Origin of the sequence: Sphingobium sp. (assembly GCF_032153725.1) — a bacterium.
Taxonomy (GTDB): Bacteria; Pseudomonadota; Alphaproteobacteria; order Sphingomonadales; family Sphingomonadaceae; genus Sphingobium.
This window is the reverse complement of the sequence record NZ_JALDYQ010000005.1, coordinates 82,510-99,394: the sequence shown is the minus strand read 5'-3', so window position 1 is coordinate 99,394 and position 16,885 is coordinate 82,510. Positions and strand designations below refer to the sequence as shown.

The window sequence follows — 16,885 nt, the reverse complement described above, 5'->3', positions numbered from 1 at the left end:
TCGTGTCGCAGCGCGGCCGCAACAAGGGCGATGTCGAGCGCTATTATGCCAAGCCCGGCGACGACGCCAAGGGGCTGCCGATGATCGTGCTGGTCGATGCGGGGTCTGCTTCGGCATCGGAAATCGTCGCGGGCGCGCTTCAGGACCAGCATCGCGCGCTGGTGATGGGCGAGCGCAGCTTCGGCAAGGGCAGCGTGCAGACCATGCTGCCGCTCTCCAACACCACGGCGCTCAAGCTGACCACGGCGCGCTATTACACCCCCTCCGGCCGATCCGTGCAGGAAGGCGGGATCGAACCGGATGTGAAGGTGCCGCAGCTTAGCGATCCCGATTACAAGAATCGCCCGAAATTCCGTGAAAGCGACCTGCGCCGGCACCTGATTAATGAGATCAAGACGGACAATGCCGCGCTGGAAGAGGACAGCAAGGACGATCCCCGGTTCGCCGCCACGGCAGAGGATCTGAAGAAGAAGGGGATTGAGGACTTCCAGCTCGACTATGCGCTGAAGACCCTGTCCCGTCTCGCCGCAAGGCCGGGGGCGGCTGTCGCGCAGACGCAGCCTGCCGGGCACAAGCCTGCATCGCGTTAGGACTGATCGACATTCAGCGCAGCCAGATCATGACAAGTTCAGCATGACGAAAGCCATGGGACGGTTTAAGCGAGCGCTATGAAGAGCCTGCCCCTTGCCCGCGCGCTCGCGCTGATCGTTCCCCTGGCCATGCTGGGGGGCGCCTACGCCTTTCAGTTCATCGGCGGGCTGCATCCCTGCGAAATGTGCTGGTGGCAACGTTATGCGCATATGGCGGCGATCCCGCTGGCGCTGATCGCCTATGCGACGCGGGGCAAAGCCTGCGTGAGCGCGCTGTTCACCGGACTGGCGGGACTGGCCATCGGCATCAGTGGCGGCATCGGCCTGTTCCATGCCGGGGTCGAATATGGCTGGTGGCAGGGGCTGACGGCCTGCTCGACCAGCCCCACCGGCGGTAGCTCAGCGGACATCCTCAACCAGATCATGGCGACCCCGATCACCCGCTGCGATGTCGCGCCGTGGAGCCTGTTCGGCATTTCGATGGCGGGCTATAACGGCCTCTTGTCGGGCGCGGCCGCGCTCGCCATCTTGGCCCTGTTGCTCGGCAGAGGAAGCAAGGCATGAGCGCGCCCAAGGATTTCCCCCGGCCCAATTTCCCCCAGCCCGGCCGCCGGGTTACCGACAGGCAGCGCGCGTCCATGCTGCGCGTCGACCAGGCGGGCGAGTTCGGCGCGACGCGCATCTATGCCGGGCAGCTCGCCGTGATGGGCGATCGCCATCCCGATTCCCGTCTGATCGCTGGCATGGCCGCGCAGGAAGAACGCCACCGCAAGCATTTCGACGCGATGATCGCGCGTCGGGGCGTGCGGCCGACGGCGCTGCAACCGATTTGGAATGTCGCGGGCTTTGCGCTCGGCGCGGTGACCGCGGCGATCGGCCCGCGCGCCGCCATGGCCTGTACCGCGGCGATCGAAACGGAAATAGACCGCCATTATTCGGAACAGTTGCGGGAATTGGGACAGGACGACCCGGAACTTGCCACCGCCATCGCGGATTTTCAGGCGGAGGAGGTCGAACATCGCGAAGCCGCCATCGCCCATGGCGCGGAGCAGGCGGTGGCCTATCCCCTGTTGTCGGGCATGATACGGCTGGGGTGCCGCGCCGCCATTGCGCTGTCGAAACGGATTTGAGGAGAAGCATGATGAAGACCAGCATGATCGCCGCCATGCTTTTGCTGGGCAGTGTTTCGCCCGCGCTGGCGCAGCAAGGTCCCGTGCAGGAACCGGCACCGGCATCGGCGCAATCCGGATCAGCACAGGCCGGATCAGCACAGGTCGGATCTGAACGGGTCAATCTGGTCATCGTCTATGGCAATGATCCCTGTCCGCAAAGCCAGGGCAGCGACATCGTGGTTTGCGCGCGCAAGGGCGAGGAGGAACGCTATCGGATCCCCGAACCGCTGCGCGGCGACCCGAACCAGCCCAGCCACCAGGCTTGGGGCGAGCGGGTGAAGTCGATGGAATATGTCGGCCGCAGCGGCACCGAAAGCTGCTCGCCAGTGGGCGGCGGCGGCGCGACCGGCTGTTTCGCGCAGTTGGCGCGGCTGGCCAAGGCGGAGCGGCAGGCGGCGGACAATGCCAGCTGGAAGGACCTGGTCGAGGCGGAGCGGGCCCGGCGCCTTTCGACCATCGACGCGGAGAGCAAGGCAATCGAAGCGCGCGCCGTGGCGGAGGAAAAGGCGCAGGCCGCCCAGCAGCAGAACGCGCAACCGACCCAGCAACCTGCAACGACGCCGCAACCCTGACGGCTTTTGCCGCCCTGCGGCGTCTTGCAACATAGCTGTCGGAACCGGGCAAGCCGGACGGCAGAAACGGGGGATGAACAAGGATTTGAGTCAATGCGTCTCCCCGCCCTTTCCCTTGCCGCCCTGGCGTTCGCGCCGCTGACGATCAGCGGAGCGGCCCATGCCGAACCGCCGCGGAAAATCTTCAATCTGGTCGTCTATGGCGACGATCCCTGTCCCAAGGGCGAAGGCGACGAGATCATCGTCTGCGCCCGCAAGCCCGAAGCCGAACGTTACCGCATTCCCAAGAAGCTGCGTGAAAAGCCTGAGCCCGTGGGCGGCCCCGGCTGGGGCAGTCAGGTCGCCACCATGGAGCAGGTGCAGCGGCAGACCCTGCCCGGCAGTTGCTCGGCCATCGGCAGCAACGGCTTCACCGGCTGCACCGCCAAGGCACTGGAACAATGGTTCGCGGAGCGGCGGATGCAGGAGTCGAAGGGCGAACCCTGAGACTTGCCCTCGCGCCTCAATTGAATTAAAGAACCCTCGTCATCTGGGGAGTAGCCAGCCCTCCGCCTTTTTTTGGAGGGGTCGTTCGTCAACATATTTGGCCGAGAGGCCGTGGCGGGCGGGATGTGAAGCAAGTCCTTCGCATCGGGCAAGACCAATGGCACCACCTTCTCCGTCCTGCCGGGCGGGGGAAGGCGGTGGCATTGTGTCTTCATTCTTCGCCCGGCCCTGGACTGACCTGCATGGAAGCCATTCTCACCTCCACCGCTCTCGTCGCGCTCGCTGAAATGGGCGACAAGACGCAGTTGCTGGCGATGCTGCTCGCCACCCGGTTCCGCAAGCCGGTGCCGATCATCCTGGGCATATTGGTCGCAACGCTCGCCAATCATTTCCTCGCCGCGCTGGTCGGCCATTCGGTCGCGGGCGTGCTGACCCAGACCTGGTTTCGCTATGCCGTCGCGGCCAGCTTCGTCGCCATGGCCGCCTGGACGCTGATCCCGGACACGTTCGACGAAGATGAGCCGCTGAAGGCGCCGTCCAGGGCCGGCGTATTCGTCACCACGCTGATCGCCTTCTTCCTGATCGAGATGGGCGACAAGACGCAGGTCGCGACCGTGATGCTGGGCGCCCGGTTCGACAATATCCTTGCCGTGACCGCTGGGACCACATTGGGCATGATGATCGCCAATGTGCCCGCCGTGCTGTTCGGCGACGTGCTGGCGAAGAAGGTGCCGATGCGCGCGCTTCAGGTCGGCGCGGCGCTGCTGTTCCTGGCCCTTGGCCTGTGGATGATTGCTGATTTGCAGGGCTCGATCGGCTAAAAAAGCGTAAGGCGGTTGTCAGCGGGCAGCGGCTGTTGCAAGGGGATGCCCAAGAGTCATCCCTTTCAAAAGACAGGCATGGGACGCGTGATGAAGGACAGTCTGGTTACGGTGTTCGGCGGCGGCGGCTTTCTGGGCCGGCAGGTCGCTCAGGCGCTGATGGCGCGGGGCGCCCGGGTACGCGTGGCCCAACGCGATCTCGCGACCGCACTGCGCGTCAAGCCGCTGGGCGGCCTCGGCCAGACCCAGTTCGTCGCGGCCGACATCCGCAAGCCCGAGAGCGTCGTCCGCGCCATTGCCGGCAGCGATATCGTCATCAATCTGGTTGGCGTCCTCTCCGGCGATTTCGAAGGATCGCATCATGACGGCGCCGCCAATGTCGCAAAGGCGGCGGCGGAAGCAGGCGTCAAGGCGCTGGTCCACATCTCCGCCATCGGCGCCGACGCGCAAAGCCCGTCCGCCTATGGCCGATCGAAAGCAGCGGGCGAAGCCGCGGTCAGGGCCGCTTTCCCCAATGCCACGATCATCCGTCCGTCGATCATTTTCGGCCCCGAGGATCAGTTCCTCAACCGTTTCGCCGAAATCATCCGCCTCGCCCCGGTGGTACCGGTGATCGGCGCCAGCACCAAATTCCAGCCCGTCTATGTCGCGGATGTGGCGCAGGCCGTCGCCCATGCCGCCGAAAAGCCGGGTGTTCATGGCGGCAAAACCTATGAGCTGGGCGGGCCGCAGACCTACAGCATGCTGGAGCTGAACGCCTGGATCGCCAGGACCATCGGCCGTGAGCGCAGCCTGTGCGCGGTTCCTGCTTCGCTAGCCTCGCTGATCGCCATGCTGCCGGGCGGACCGATCACCCGCGATCAGCTGGCCATGCTGGGCAAGGACAATGTCGTCGCGGCCGGCGCGAACGGGCTGGCCGATCTGGGCGTCCCGCCCACGCCCATGCCCCCCGTCGCGGAAAAATGGCTGGTTCGCTATCGCAAGCATGGCCGTTTTGCCGGGCGGGTTCAGGCCTGAGCCGGACCGACGGCGGGCCGCGACCGACCGTGCTGTCCCGCCTTTGCGTGAGCCCTTCGCTCCTGCACAATGGCTTTCCTTCCTTAGGCCCTCCCCCATCCGGGGGAGGGCTTCCCTTTGTCTGACCGCAAGGACCTGACCCGCCCATGGACCTGCATTATCTGACCGTCATCCTGCTTGGCATCGTCGAGGGACTGACCGAATTCCTGCCCGTGTCCTCGACCGGCCACCTGATCCTGGCGAGCGAATTGCTGGGCTATGACGCCTCGGTCTGGGCGATGTTCAATGTGGTGATCCAGCTGGGCGCGATCCTGGCGGTGGTGGTGCTATACTGGCGGACCTTCTGGGCTGTGGCGATGGGCCTGCTGCGCAAGGAGCCGACGAGCTGGCGTTTCCTGCGCAATCTTCTCATCGCCTTCATCCCTTCGGCAGTGATCGGCCTGGCGTTGCACGACTATATCGAAACGCTGCTGGGCGCGCCGAAGGTCGTGGCCTGGGCACTGATCGTCGGCGGCGTCGCGATCCTGCTGATCGAGCGGATGGTGAAGGAAAACCGCTTTCACGGCATTGCCGATATTCCCCTTCTGCGCGTTGTCGGCATCGGCTTCATCCAGTGCATTTCAATGATCCCGGGTGTCAGCCGCTCCGGCGCGACGATCATGGGCGCGCTGACGCTGGGGGTCGAGCGGCGCACGGCGGCGGAGTTCAGCTTCTTCCTCGCCATTCCCACCATGTTGGGCGCTTCCACGCTGGAACTGCTCAAAAAGGGCGATCAGATCACCTCGGCGCAGGTCGGCTGGAGCAGTATCGCGCTGGGTTTCGTCGTGTCGTTCATCGTCGCGCTGCTGGTGATCAAATGGTTTGTCGGCCTGGTATCGCGGCAGGGGTTCACGCCCTTCGCCTGGTATCGAATAGTTGCGGGCATTGGCGCTCTGCTCTGGCTTTCCGCCAGATAGGACCGCTACGGACTTAATTCGCGAAAGATAATTGGGGGCGACCTTCGCTTCTGCAAAATTTCGGGTATAATTAGGGCATATATGTTGACATATATACCAAAATCCGCGTGACTCTCCGGGTTTTTCTGCTATGCGCACCCTGCAATTCATTTCGTAGGACTCATCATGGCAGACAATCCAATGCTGAAATTCGTGGGAACGGGCCAGGCCTATCCCGAGAAGCGTTCGGCTGACGATCGTGCCGACGATTTCCTCGAAATCAGCCGCAGCTTCATATTGGAGAGGGCCGAAGAACAGGCGTCGCGTTGTTCGCAATGCGGCGTACCCTATTGCTCGACCCATTGTCCGCTGCACAATCATATTCCGGACTGGCTGCGCCTGACCGCCGAGGGGCGGCTGCGCGAAGCCTATGAGCTGTCGAACCTGACCAGCACCATGCCGGAAATCTGCGGCCGCATCTGCCCGCAGGATCGCCTGTGCGAAGGCAATTGCGTGATCGAATTTTCGGGCCATGGCTCCGTCACCATCGGTTCGGTCGAAAAATACATCACCGACACCGCCTGGAAGGAAGGCTGGGTCGAACCGCTGGTTCCCGGCAAGCCGCTCGGCCAGTCGGTCGGCGTGATCGGCGCGGGGCCTGCGGGTCTGACCACGGCGGAATATCTGCGCGTCGCGGGCTATGACGTGCATGTCTATGACCGGCACGACCGTGCGGGCGGCCTGCTGACTTACGGCATCCCCGGTTTCAAGCTGGAGAAGGATGTCGTCATGCGCCGCATCCAGCGCCTGAAGGACGGCGGCATCGTGTTCCATGAAAGCTTCGAGGTCGGCCGCGACGCGACGATGGAGGAACTGCGCGCCCGGCATGACGCCATCCTGATCGCAACCGGCGTGTACAAGCCGCGCGACATCAAGGCGCCGGGCGTCGGCGCGCCGGGCGTGGTGAAGGCGCTGGATTTCCTGATCGCCTCCAACAAGGCTGGGTTCGGCGACGCCGTGCCGGAGCATGAGGACGGTTCGCTGCACGCCAATGGCAAGAAGGTCGTCGTGATCGGCGGCGGCGATACCGCGATGGACTGCGTCCGCACCGCCGTCCGCCAGGGCGCGACTTCGGTGAAGTGCCTCTATCGCCGCGACCGCGACAATATGCCCGGATCGCAGCGCGAAGTCGCCAATGCCGAGGAAGAGGGCGTCGAGTTCGTCTGGCTTTCCGCGCCGATCGCTTTCGAAGGCACGGAGCATGTCACCGGCGTCAGGGTCACCAAGATGCGCCTCGGCCAACCCGACGCATCAGGCCGCCGCGCGCCGGAAGCCGATCCGGGCACGGAACACACGCTGGAAGCCGATCTCGTCATCAAGGCGCTGGGTTACGATCCGGAGGACCTGCCCAGGCTATTCGGCGCGGATGACCTGTCGGTTACCCGTTGGGGCACGCTGCGCGTCGATCACAAGACGATGATGACCAGCATGGACGGCGTGTTCGCCGCCGGCGACATTGTGCGCGGCGCTTCGCTGGTGGTGTGGGCGATCCGCGACGGCCGCGACGTGACCGAGCATATGCACCGCTATCTCAAGGCGAAGGCTGCGGCCAGCGAGAAGGTCGCCGCCTAAAGCGCAAAAATTCCGCCCGTTCGGTTCGAGCTTGTCGAGAACGTGGCAGAGGGATTTGAGACAGGCTCGAACCGACGGATTTACGAGGAGGCATCCATGGCCAACACCCCCTATATGGCGAGCCCCGAAGAGCGCGCGCGCCTTGCCGCTGAGGGCATGTATCACCCCGAAATGGAAGGCGATGCATGCGGCGTCGGCCTGGTCGCCGCGACTGACGGCCGCGCGAGCCGCCGCGTGGTCGCCAGCGCGATCGATGCGCTTAAGGCGGTGTGGCACCGTGGCGCGGTCGACGCGGACGGCAAAACCGGCGACGGCGCGGGCATCCATGTGGACCTGCCGGTGCGCTTCTTCGACGATGCGATCGCGGATTCGGGCCACAAGCCGCTGCCTAATCGCCTGGCCGTCGGCATGATCTTCCTGCCGCGCACGGACCTCTCCGCGCAGGAAACCTGCCGCACCATCGTCGAGGCCGAGATCATCGACGCGGGCTACACCATCTATGGCTGGCGTCAGGTGCCGGTCGACGTCTCCGTCATCGGCGAGAAGGCGCAGCGCACCCGCCCCGAGATCGAGCAGATCATGATCGCCGGGCCGATGCCGGAGGAACGCGATCAGGCCGAGTTCGAAAAGGACCTCTACCTCATCCGCCGCCGGATCGAGAAGAAGGTCATCGCCGCGCAGATCCAGGACTTCTATGTCTGCTCGCTGAGCTGCCGCTCGATCATCTACAAGGGCCTGTTCCTCGCGGAATCGCTGTCGGTCTTCTACCCCGACCTGCAGGACGAGCGGTTCGAGAGCCGGGTGGCTATCTTCCACCAGCGCTATTCGACCAACACCTTCCCGCAATGGTGGCTGGCCCAGCCGTTCCGCACGCTCGCGCATAATGGTGAGATCAACACCATTCGCGGCAACAAGAACTGGATGAAGAGCCACGAGATCAAGATGGCCTCGCTTGCCTTTGGCGAGCAGTCGGAGGACATCAAGCCCGTGATCCCGGCGGGCGCGTCCGACACCGCTGCGCTCGACGCCGTGTTCGAGGCGATCTGCCGCTCCGGCCGCGATGCGCCGACCGCGAAGCTGATGCTCGTGCCCGAAGCCTATCAGTCGGCCGCCGCCGAACTGCCGCAGGCGCATTCGGACATGTATGAATATCTCGCCTCCGTGATGGAGCCGTGGGATGGCCCCGCCGCGCTGGCGATGACCGATGGCCGCTGGGTCGTGGCGGGCGTCGACCGCAATGCGCTGCGTCCGCTGCGCTACACGCTGACTGGCGACAATCTGCTGATCGTGGGTTCGGAAACCGGCATGGTCGTGGTTCCCGAAACCACCATCGTCCGGAAGGGCCGCATGGGTCCGGGCCAGATGATCGCCGTCGACCTGCAGGAAGGCGTGATCTTCGACGATCATGAGATCAAGGACCAGATTGCGGGCGAGCGCCCCTATTCGGAACTGATCAAGGACTTCATGACGGTCAATGATCTGGCCGACGCGCCGTCTGCCCTGCCCAGCTGGGACAAGGCCGAGCTGACGCGCCGCCAAGTCGCCGCCAACATGACGCTGGAGGATATGGAGCTGATCCTCGCGCCGATGGTCGAGGATGCGAAGGAAGCCGTCGGATCGATGGGCGATGACACGCCGCTGGCCGTCATTTCCGACAAGCCGCGCACCGTCAGCCATTTCTTCCGCCAGAATTTCAGCCAGGTCACCAACCCGCCGATCGATCCACTGCGCGAGCGGTACGTGATGAGCCTGAAGACGCGCTTTTCCAACCTCCACAATATCCTGGAGCAGGACACACAGAACAGCCATGTGCTGGTGCTGGATTCGCCGGTGCTGACCTCGGCCGAATGGGCGAAGCTGAAAGGGCATTTCGGTCCGGCCGTCGCGGAAATCGACTGCACTTTCCCCGCCGAGGGCGGGCAGGAGCAGCTGCGCGCCGCCATCGCCCGCATCCGGGAGGAAGCCGAGCAGGCCGTCCGCGAAGGCCGCACCGAAATCTTCCTGACCGACGAGCATGTCAATGCCGACCGCATCGCCATTGCCGGCGTGCTGGCGGCGGCGGCGGTGCACACGCATCTCGTCCGCAAGGGGCTGCGCAGCTATGCGTCGATCAACGTACGCTGCGCAGAAGCGCTCGACACCCATTATTTCGCGGTGCTGATCGGCGTCGGCGCAACCACGGTGAACGCCTATCTGGCCGAAGCCAGCATCGCCGACCGCCATGCGCGCGGCCTGTTCGGCAATCTGTCGCTCGATCAGTGTTTCGAACGCTTCCGCGTCGCGATCAACGAAGGCCTGCTGAAGATCATGTCCAAAATGGGCATCGCGGTCATCAGCTCCTATCGCGGCGGCTATAATTTCGAAGCCGTGGGTCTGTCCCGCGCATTGGTCAACGATCTCTTCCCCGGCATGCCGGCGAAGATTTCGGGCGAGGGCTATCAGTCACTCCATTACAGCGCGAAGCTGCGCCATGACGCCGCCTATGACAGCGCCGTGGTGCGCCTGCCGGTCGGCGGCTTCTACCGCCAACGCAATGGCGGCGAGACGCATGCCTATTCGGCGCAGCTGATGCATCTGTTGCAGACGTCGGTCGCGACCGACAGCTATTCGACCTATCTGCAATTCTCGCGCGGCGTGCGCGACTTGCCGCCGGTCTATCTGCGCGACCTGCTGGAGTTCAACTTCGCCCGCGAGGCGGTGCCGATCGACGAGGTCGAGGCAACCACCGAAATCCGCAAGCGTTTCGTGACGCCGGGCATGTCGCTGGGCGCGCTCTCTCCGGAGGCGCATGAGACGCTGGCGATCGCCATGAACCGCATCGGCGCCAAGGCCGTTTCGGGCGAAGGCGGCGAGGATGCGAACCGCTTCAAGCCCTATGAGAATGGCGACAATGCCAACTCGGTGATCAAGCAGATCGCGTCCGGCCGCTTCGGCGTCCATGCCGAATATCTGGGGTCGGCCGAAGAAATCGAGATCAAGGTGGCCCAAGGCGCCAAGCCCGGCGAGGGTGGCCAGCTGCCCGGTTTCAAGGTGACCGAGTTCATCGCCAAGCTGCGCCATGCGACGCCTGGCGTGACTTTGATCTCGCCGCCGCCGCACCATGACATCTATTCGATCGAGGATCTCGCACAGCTCATCTACGACTGCAAAATGATCAACCCGCGCGCGCGCGTTTGCGTGAAGCTGGTCAGCCAGGCCGGCATCGGCACCGTGGCGGCGGGCGTGGCGAAGGCGCATGCCGACGTCATCCTGGTCGCGGGCCATGTCGGCGGCACCGGCGCTTCACCGCAGACGTCGGTGAAATATGCCGGCACGCCATGGGAAATGGGCCTGTCGGAAGCCAATCAGGTGCTCACACTCAACGGCCTGCGCCATCGCGTGAAGCTGCGCACCGATGGCGGACTCAAGACCGGCCGCGACATCGTGATCGCGGCGATCCTGGGCGCCGAGGAGTTCGGCATCGGCACGCTGTCGCTGGTGGCCATGGGTTGCATCATGGTGCGTCAGTGCCACAGCAACACCTGTCCCGTCGGCGTCTGCGTGCAGGACGAGAAGCTGCGCGAGAAGTTCACCGGCACGCCGGAGAAGGTCATCAACCTCATGACCTTCATCGCGGAAGAGGTTCGCGAGATCCTGGCGCGTCTGGGCTATCGCAGCCTGGACGAGGTGATCGGCCGCACCGAGCTGCTGAAGCAGGTCAATCGCGGCGCCGAACATCTGGACGATCTCGACCTCAACCCGATCCTCGCCAAGGTGGACGCGCCCGACGATCAGCGCCGTTTCAGCCTGACCGAATGGCGCAATGCCGTGCCGGACAGCCTCGACGCGCAGATGATGAAGGATGCCCGCGCGGTGTTCGAGCGTGGCGAGAAGATGCAGCTCACCTACACGGTGCGCAACACGCATCGAGCCGTGGGCACGCGTCTGTCGGCCGCCGTGACCGAGAAGTTCGGCATGTCGAGCCTGGCGGACGGCCATCTGACCGTGCGGCTGCGCGGGTCGGCAGGCCAGTCGCTGGGCGCCTTCCTCTGCAAGGGCATCAAGCTCGAAGTATTCGGCGATGCCAACGACTATGTCGGCAAGGGCCTGTCGGGCGGCATCATCACGGTGCGCACGACCGTCTCCTCGCCGCTGTCGAGCAAGGACAATACCATCATCGGCAACACCGTCCTCTACGGCGCGACCAGCGGCAAGCTGTTCGCCGCGGGTCAGGCCGGGGAACGCTTCGCCGTCCGCAACTCGGGCGCGCAGGTGGTGGTCGAGGGCTGCGGCGCCAATGGCTGCGAATATATGACCGGCGGCACGGCGGTCATCCTGGGCAAGACCGGCGCGAACTTCGGCGCAGGCATGACCGGCGGCATGGCCTTCATCCTCGATGAGGATGGCAGCTTCCCGACGCGCGCCAACCCGGAGAGCATCGTCTGGCAGCGGCTGGAAAGCGCCCATTGGGAAGCGGAGCTGAAGTCGCTGATCGCCCAGCACGCGGTGGCGACCGACAGCAAATGGTCGAACACCATCCTGGATGATTGGGATCGCTGGCGCCGTTACTTCTGGCAGGTCTGTCCGAAGGAAATGGTCAGCCGCCTCGCCCATCCTCTGAGCGACACGCCTGCGGAAGTGGTGGCCGCCGAATAAGCGTTTCGCTCAGTAAGAGACAGCGACGTCCGCCGGGGCTTCCTCGGCGGGCGTTTTGTCATTCTGGACCTGCGCAACCCTGACAGAGCCCCAAGCGTCCTCCCCCTCCCCGGCCGCGAATCGCTCGATCGATTCGGGCAGCGTTCGCACCGCCGGCGGCGGCTCGGCTTCATCAGTGGGGATGACCTCATCCTGCGCGGCATAATCGCGCATCATCGGATCGTTCGTGCCGTCCCCGCCCGCCATGTCCACCATGTCCACCGCCATCCGGCGATCAGCGAGCGTCGGGCCACAACCCTTGCAATGGATGATCGCCGGGCCGGTCAGATCGGTGGACGTCAGGTCATGATCTGATCCGTCCGGGGGGACGGCTTCGGGCAGCACCGTTTCCGTGCCGATTTTCGGCGGCGTCGTGGCGTAGAACCCCAGTCCGAAGCCGCCCGTCAACGCCGCCCCCGCACAAGCCAATGAAAATAACCAGAAGCGCGCGGACATCATCAACCCTTCCCTTATCCTTCGCTCGCTCCCCCGACTTTCTCTGTCCAAAATAACGCGCATACAGATAGGTTGTTGCACGACCCAAAAGCCTTTGCTAAGGGCGCCTCCTACCAAGGCACCGGCCCCGCCGGTTCCCTAGGAAATGTGCGGTCGTGGCGGAATTGGTAGACGCGCAACGTTGAGGTCGTTGTGGCCGAAAGGCCGTGGAAGTTCGAGTCTTCTCGACCGCACCATATTTCTGACGGAAACTGATTTTTGCCTTCGGGCTCAACCTCGAAGGCATTGCCCATCAAATCGACAAGCCGGCGCTCAAGGGTTTCCTATCTGGAGCATCGAAACCGGGTTTCGTTTTTTCGAAACGGCTTGCGAGCGGAACATGGGCTATGCCGGCGCTCCGCTGATGGAACATTCGGTCCCAAGCGCACTCGTCTCGCCGGATGTTAGCGCCATGTCGATGCGTCCCCGGCATCGAACGCCAGATTCGCACACTTCATGCGTTCAAGGAGGCTGCCACTCAGCACTGCATGACGAACCGCCCATTGTTCCGCCAGGAGCCTCTTGTGCGTGAACAACTCCTCGCCGACATGGCGGGCGATGGTGGCCGAAACCGCCAGACGCCAACCCACCAGCACCAAGCCGAACAATTCCAGAAGATCGGTTGAACAGGTGAGCAGGATATCAGGACGCGCGGAACGATAGTCATTTGCAAGCGCGACCGCGGCTTCGAGATGCATCGTCGCCTGCTTCAGGCCGTTCATGATGATGTTGGGTCCTGAATTCGACTGGGCGTCCAGAAAAGCGTCGATTTGCCCGAGCAACACGCGAACGGCCATGCCGTCCCCAACGGTCATCCGGCGCATCACCAGATCCTGCGCCTGTATCCCGTTGGCGCCTTCGTAAATCCTGGTGATCCGGACGTCCCTGACGAACTGCTCTATGCCGGTTTCGCGAACATAGCCGTGGCCGCCGTGAATCTGGATGCAATCATCGCAAACGGCATGAGCGTGATCGGTCAGGAACGCCTTTATGATCGGCGTAAGCAGTTGCGCCAGCAGGGCGCTTTCCTGACGCACATCCGGATCAGGATGATGCCGTGCCTCTTCGATCAGCAAGGCCGTCCAGGAGATCATGGCGCGCCCCCCTTCGACGAACGCCCAGCCGGACATGACCATCCTCCGGACATCCGGGTGAAGAATGATGGGGTCGGCCGGAGCGCTGCGGACAGCGGCCGAACCCATGGCTCTGCCGGAGCGGCGCTCCGTTGCATATTGATGGGCCATTTCCATCGCAGCGGCGGCCACCCCAAGCGCACCGATGCCGGTCGAAAGGCGCGCATGGTTCATCATCTCGAAAAGCGGAGCCATGCCCGCCGCGCTGCCATGTTTGCCCGGAGCCAGGAGATGGCCGACAGCATTTTCGAACTCGACGGCGCAGGTCGGATTGCCGTGAAGACCCATTTTATGTTCGATCGCGACAACCTCGACACCATTACGGGCGCCGTCCCGGAAGCTCCATTTCGGCACCGCGAAGACATTGAGGCCGGCCAGCCCCGGTCGCTCCTGCCCCTCCAGGTCCCGGGCGCGCGCCAGGACGATGTGGACGATGTTATCCGTGAGATCATGATCAGCCGCGGATATGAATATCTTGCTCCCGGAAATCCTGTAGGTGCCATCAGCCTGGACGACTGCGCGGGTCCGCACATTTGTCAGGTCCGATCCCGCTTCCGGTTCGGTCAGGCACATCGTCGCCGACCATTTCCCCGCCACCAGCTTCGGATTGACGAGATTGGCCAGCCATGACTCGCCAAACAGGCGGACGACGTGAATCGCGGACGCGGTGAAGCCATGGAACATTTGAAAGGCGATGTTTGCGCCGGCGCCCATTTCCTCAATGCATTGGCTGATCAGGGTCGAAAGACCGATCCCTCCCTCCTCTTCGGGAACCGGGCTTGCGTGCCATCCTCCTTCAATGAGCTGTTCGTAGGCGGCCCTGAAGCCCGAAGGCGTGACGACCCGTCCATCTTCGAATCGCGTCCCCTCGGCATCCCCCACTATCCGCAAGGGGGCGATGGTTTTGCGAAAAAAGCCATCGGCCTGATCGAGAAGAAGCGCGCGCGTATCGGGCGTCTGAATTCCCGGCAGCCAGGGCCGATCTTCGACCTGAAGCACATGACCGAGAAGGAATGCGAAATCGGCAAGCCGATCCAGCGGTTTAAAGTTGACCTTCAACACCAATCAATTCTCCCTGTTCCCGGATCTCCATGACATTGCATATAAATTGTCCACATGGAATATTCTTCTGGAATTTGTTATCTGATTGGGTCATTCAGCGATCTGAGAAAGCGTAGAGGATGATGAAGGGTATGAAAGTGGATGCTACCGTGCGGCCTGCCGAAGGGCTTCCTCGAATCGGATTGCGAAAGGATCTGGTCGCCCGCCTGCTGCGACCGCAATCAGTGGCGGTGATCGGCGCGTCGGCGCGCCCCGGATCGCCAAGTGGCATTCTGGTCGGACTGCTGGATCAGAACGATTTTGCTGGCGACGTGCATCTGGTGGGACGAAGCGGTGGCGAGATTGGTGGGCGTCCTATTCTGACGAGCATGAGCGACCTGCCCGCGGGGATCGACCTTGCCGTCCTGACGCTACCGGCAGCCGGGGTCGAGGAGGCTATAGAAGGCTGCATCGAGAGGGAGATCGCGGCAGCGGTCGTGTTCGCCTCCGGCTTTGCGGAAACAGGCGAAGGGGCACGCGGTGCGCAGGAGGAGCTGACGCGACGTGTGGAGGAAGCTGGCGTGGGAATCGTCGGCCCCAATTGCCTTGGCTTTACCAATTACATCGATCGTATCGACATCGGCTTCATTCCCGTGCCGCCTGCCGAAGCGCCGCCCTCCGACAGTTTGCCCGCCCTGGCCATCGTCTCCCAAAGCGGCGGACTCATGGGGCATGCGTTCTGGGGGTTTGAGGAACGCAACCTCCCCGTGGCCTATCGCATCTCGACCGGCAATGAGGCCGGGCTCGGCCTCTCGGACTATATCGCGTTCATGGCAGACGATCCGGCGGTCAGCGTCATTGCGCTGTATGCCGAACATATCAGGCGGCCGGCCGAGTTTCTGGAAGCCGTTGCGATGGCGCGCGCGTCAGGCAAGACATTGGTGCTTTATCACACCGGCCGCGGCGCAAAGGCGCAACAGGCGGCGGCTTCGCATACCGGAGCGCTGGCCGGTGATTATGCGACCATGAAGGTGTTGGCGTCCCGGGCAGGCGTTCTGGTGGTGGACACGCTGGAAGAGTGGATCGACGCTACCGAATTGCTTGTGCGCAATCCCCGTCCGCCCGTGCTGGCCCCGGCTGTCATCACCACCTCAGGCGCCTTCTGCGCGATTGCACATGACTATTTCGAAACACTGGGACTGGAGCTGCCTCCGCTTTCGGCTGCAAGCGAGGCCTTGCTCACGCCGCGTCTTCCCGAATTCACGCCGCCGAAAAATCCTCTCGATCTTACGACCCAGGCAGCGTTCGATATTCCCCTGACGGCGGACGCGCTGCGGGTGCTGGTTCAGGATCCAGCCATCGGTTCGGTCGCGGTAGCCGTGCCGGCGCTCGGCCCGGATGCCGCGAAATGGCTGGCCCCGTTCGTTGAGGTGGTGAAGGACACGGACAAGCCGGTCCTCTTGACGGCACTGGGCGAGGATTCGAAAATTCCGGCCGATTTCGTCGCGCTTGCCCGCGAACACGGCATTCTGCTGTCGCGTTCGCCCGAGCGGGCGCTACGGACCGTGGCGGCGGTAACGCATTATGGCCGTAATCTGGCTCGTGGCACTGCCGGGTTCGCGACACTCGATGGCTTGCCGGCGCTTCGACCGGGACCACAGCCGGAATGGCTGGGCAAGGAGGTTCTGGGCGCCCTTGGCATCGGCCGGCCAGCGGGCGGGCTGACGCGCAACGTCAATGAAGCTGTCGGGATGGCGAACGCTATCGGTTATCCGGTCGCCATCAAGGTTCAGGCAGCCGAACTCGCCCACAAAACGGAAATCGGAGGGGTCATCCTCAACCTGAAGGACGAGGCGGCCCTGCGCGAGGCCTATGTCGAACTGCTCGACCGAGTCGGGAAAGCCCGATCCGGAACCGTGCTCGACGGTATTCTGGTCGAAGCGATGGCGCCCAAGGGACTGGAGTTGGTGGTCGGCGCCAAGCGCGATCCGCTATGGGGGCCGGTCCTTCTGGCGGGTCTTGGCGGCATCATGGTGGAGGCGCTGAACGACGTGCGCCTCCTTCCGGCCGACCTTGCGCCCGCTGAGATCGAGGCGGAATTGCGGAAGCTCAACTCGGCCAAACTGCTGGATGCGTTTCGCGGCGCGCCAGCTGTCGATGTCCCGGCGGTGGCCGAAGCGATCGCCGCGATCGGACGCCTCATGCTGGCCCGTCCGGATATCGTGGAAATCGACATCAATCCTCTGCTGGCCCTGCCCGAAGGGCAAGGCGTGCTCGCCCTCGACGCCCTGATCGTAACGGCAGCCGTCTGAAACGA

General features: G+C 63.8%; 13 protein-coding genes, 1 tRNA gene and 1 riboswitch. Of the genes, 12 read left to right on the top strand and 2 right to left on the bottom strand.

Features of this window, described 5'->3' with window-relative positions; translation table 11 throughout:
• The 10 genes from RUH75_RS03570 to gltB all read left to right on the top strand — a co-directional run.
• Window positions 1-590 (top strand): S41 family peptidase (locus RUH75_RS03570; protein WP_313802236.1); only part of this gene is annotated, 590 nt, incomplete at its 5' end.
• A 78-nt stretch (window positions 591-668) separates the two neighbouring features.
• Window positions 669-1,154 (top strand): disulfide bond formation protein B, encoded by a 486-nt coding sequence (locus RUH75_RS03565; protein WP_313802234.1) that lies wholly within the window; start codon window positions 669-671, stop codon window positions 1,152-1,154.
• A complete protein-coding gene (locus RUH75_RS03560; protein WP_313802232.1) occupies window positions 1,151-1,720 on the top strand; it encodes a demethoxyubiquinone hydroxylase family protein in 570 nt (189 codons plus the stop codon). The genes RUH75_RS03565 and RUH75_RS03560 overlap by 4 nt, the downstream gene beginning before the upstream one ends.
• Window positions 1,721-1,728: 8 nt before the next feature.
• On the top strand, window positions 1,729-2,334 hold the full coding sequence (locus tag RUH75_RS03555) for a hypothetical protein (RefSeq protein WP_313802230.1): 606 nt from the start codon (window positions 1,729-1,731) through the stop codon (window positions 2,332-2,334).
• Between the two features lie 93 nt (window positions 2,335-2,427).
• Window positions 2,428-2,820 carry a hypothetical protein gene (locus RUH75_RS03550; RefSeq protein WP_313802228.1) on the top strand — a complete coding sequence of 131 codons (393 nt, stop codon included), beginning with the start codon at window positions 2,428-2,430 and terminating at the stop codon, window positions 2,818-2,820.
• A gap of 32 nt (window positions 2,821-2,852) precedes the next feature.
• A riboswitch (yybP-ykoY riboswitch) is annotated at window positions 2,853-2,966 on the top strand.
• 96 nt (window positions 2,967-3,062) lie between these two features.
• Window positions 3,063-3,641: a TMEM165/GDT1 family protein gene (locus RUH75_RS03545; protein ID WP_313802227.1), complete on the top strand. Its 579-nt coding sequence runs from the start codon at window positions 3,063-3,065 to the stop codon at window positions 3,639-3,641.
• A gap of 78 nt (window positions 3,642-3,719) precedes the next feature.
• Entirely contained in the window at window positions 3,720-4,658 is a 939-nt protein-coding gene (locus RUH75_RS03540; RefSeq protein ID WP_313802226.1) for a complex I NDUFA9 subunit family protein, read from the top strand.
• Between the two features lie 146 nt (window positions 4,659-4,804).
• Window positions 4,805-5,614 carry an undecaprenyl-diphosphate phosphatase gene (locus RUH75_RS03535; protein WP_313802225.1) on the top strand — a complete coding sequence of 270 codons (810 nt, stop codon included), beginning with the start codon at window positions 4,805-4,807 and terminating at the stop codon, window positions 5,612-5,614.
• Between the two features lie 165 nt (window positions 5,615-5,779).
• Entirely contained in the window at window positions 5,780-7,225 is a 1,446-nt protein-coding gene (locus RUH75_RS03530) for an NAD(P)-dependent oxidoreductase (protein ID WP_313802224.1), read from the top strand.
• Between the two features lie 96 nt (window positions 7,226-7,321).
• The gene (gene gltB, locus RUH75_RS03525) at window positions 7,322-11,860 is read left to right on the top strand and encodes a glutamate synthase large subunit (protein WP_313802223.1); all 4,539 of its coding nucleotides are present in this window, start codon (window positions 7,322-7,324) and stop codon (window positions 11,858-11,860) included.
• 9 nt (window positions 11,861-11,869) lie between these two features.
• Here gltB and RUH75_RS03520 read toward each other — a convergent pair whose 3' ends face one another.
• Complete coding sequence (locus RUH75_RS03520; protein ID WP_313802221.1) at window positions 11,870-12,358, bottom strand: hypothetical protein; 489 nt, start codon at window positions 12,356-12,358, stop codon at window positions 11,870-11,872.
• Window positions 12,359-12,504: 146 nt separating this feature from the next.
• On the opposite strand from RUH75_RS03520, the gene RUH75_RS03515 reads away from it, so the two are divergent.
• Window positions 12,505-12,591 (top strand) — tRNA-Leu (locus RUH75_RS03515).
• Window positions 12,592-12,798: 207 nt separating this feature from the next.
• On the opposite strand, the gene RUH75_RS03510 is transcribed toward RUH75_RS03515, so the two are convergent.
• Window positions 12,799-14,409: an acyl-CoA dehydrogenase gene (locus tag RUH75_RS03510; RefSeq protein WP_409592312.1), complete on the bottom strand. Its 1,611-nt coding sequence runs from the start codon at window positions 14,407-14,409 to the stop codon at window positions 12,799-12,801.
• Between the two features lie 302 nt (window positions 14,410-14,711).
• Here RUH75_RS03510 and RUH75_RS03500 point away from each other — a divergent pair, with 302 nt between their 5' ends.
• A complete protein-coding gene (locus RUH75_RS03500) occupies window positions 14,712-16,880 on the top strand; it encodes an acetate--CoA ligase family protein (RefSeq protein ID WP_313802215.1) in 2,169 nt (722 codons plus the stop codon).
• Window positions 16,881-16,885: the final 5 nt, after the last annotated feature.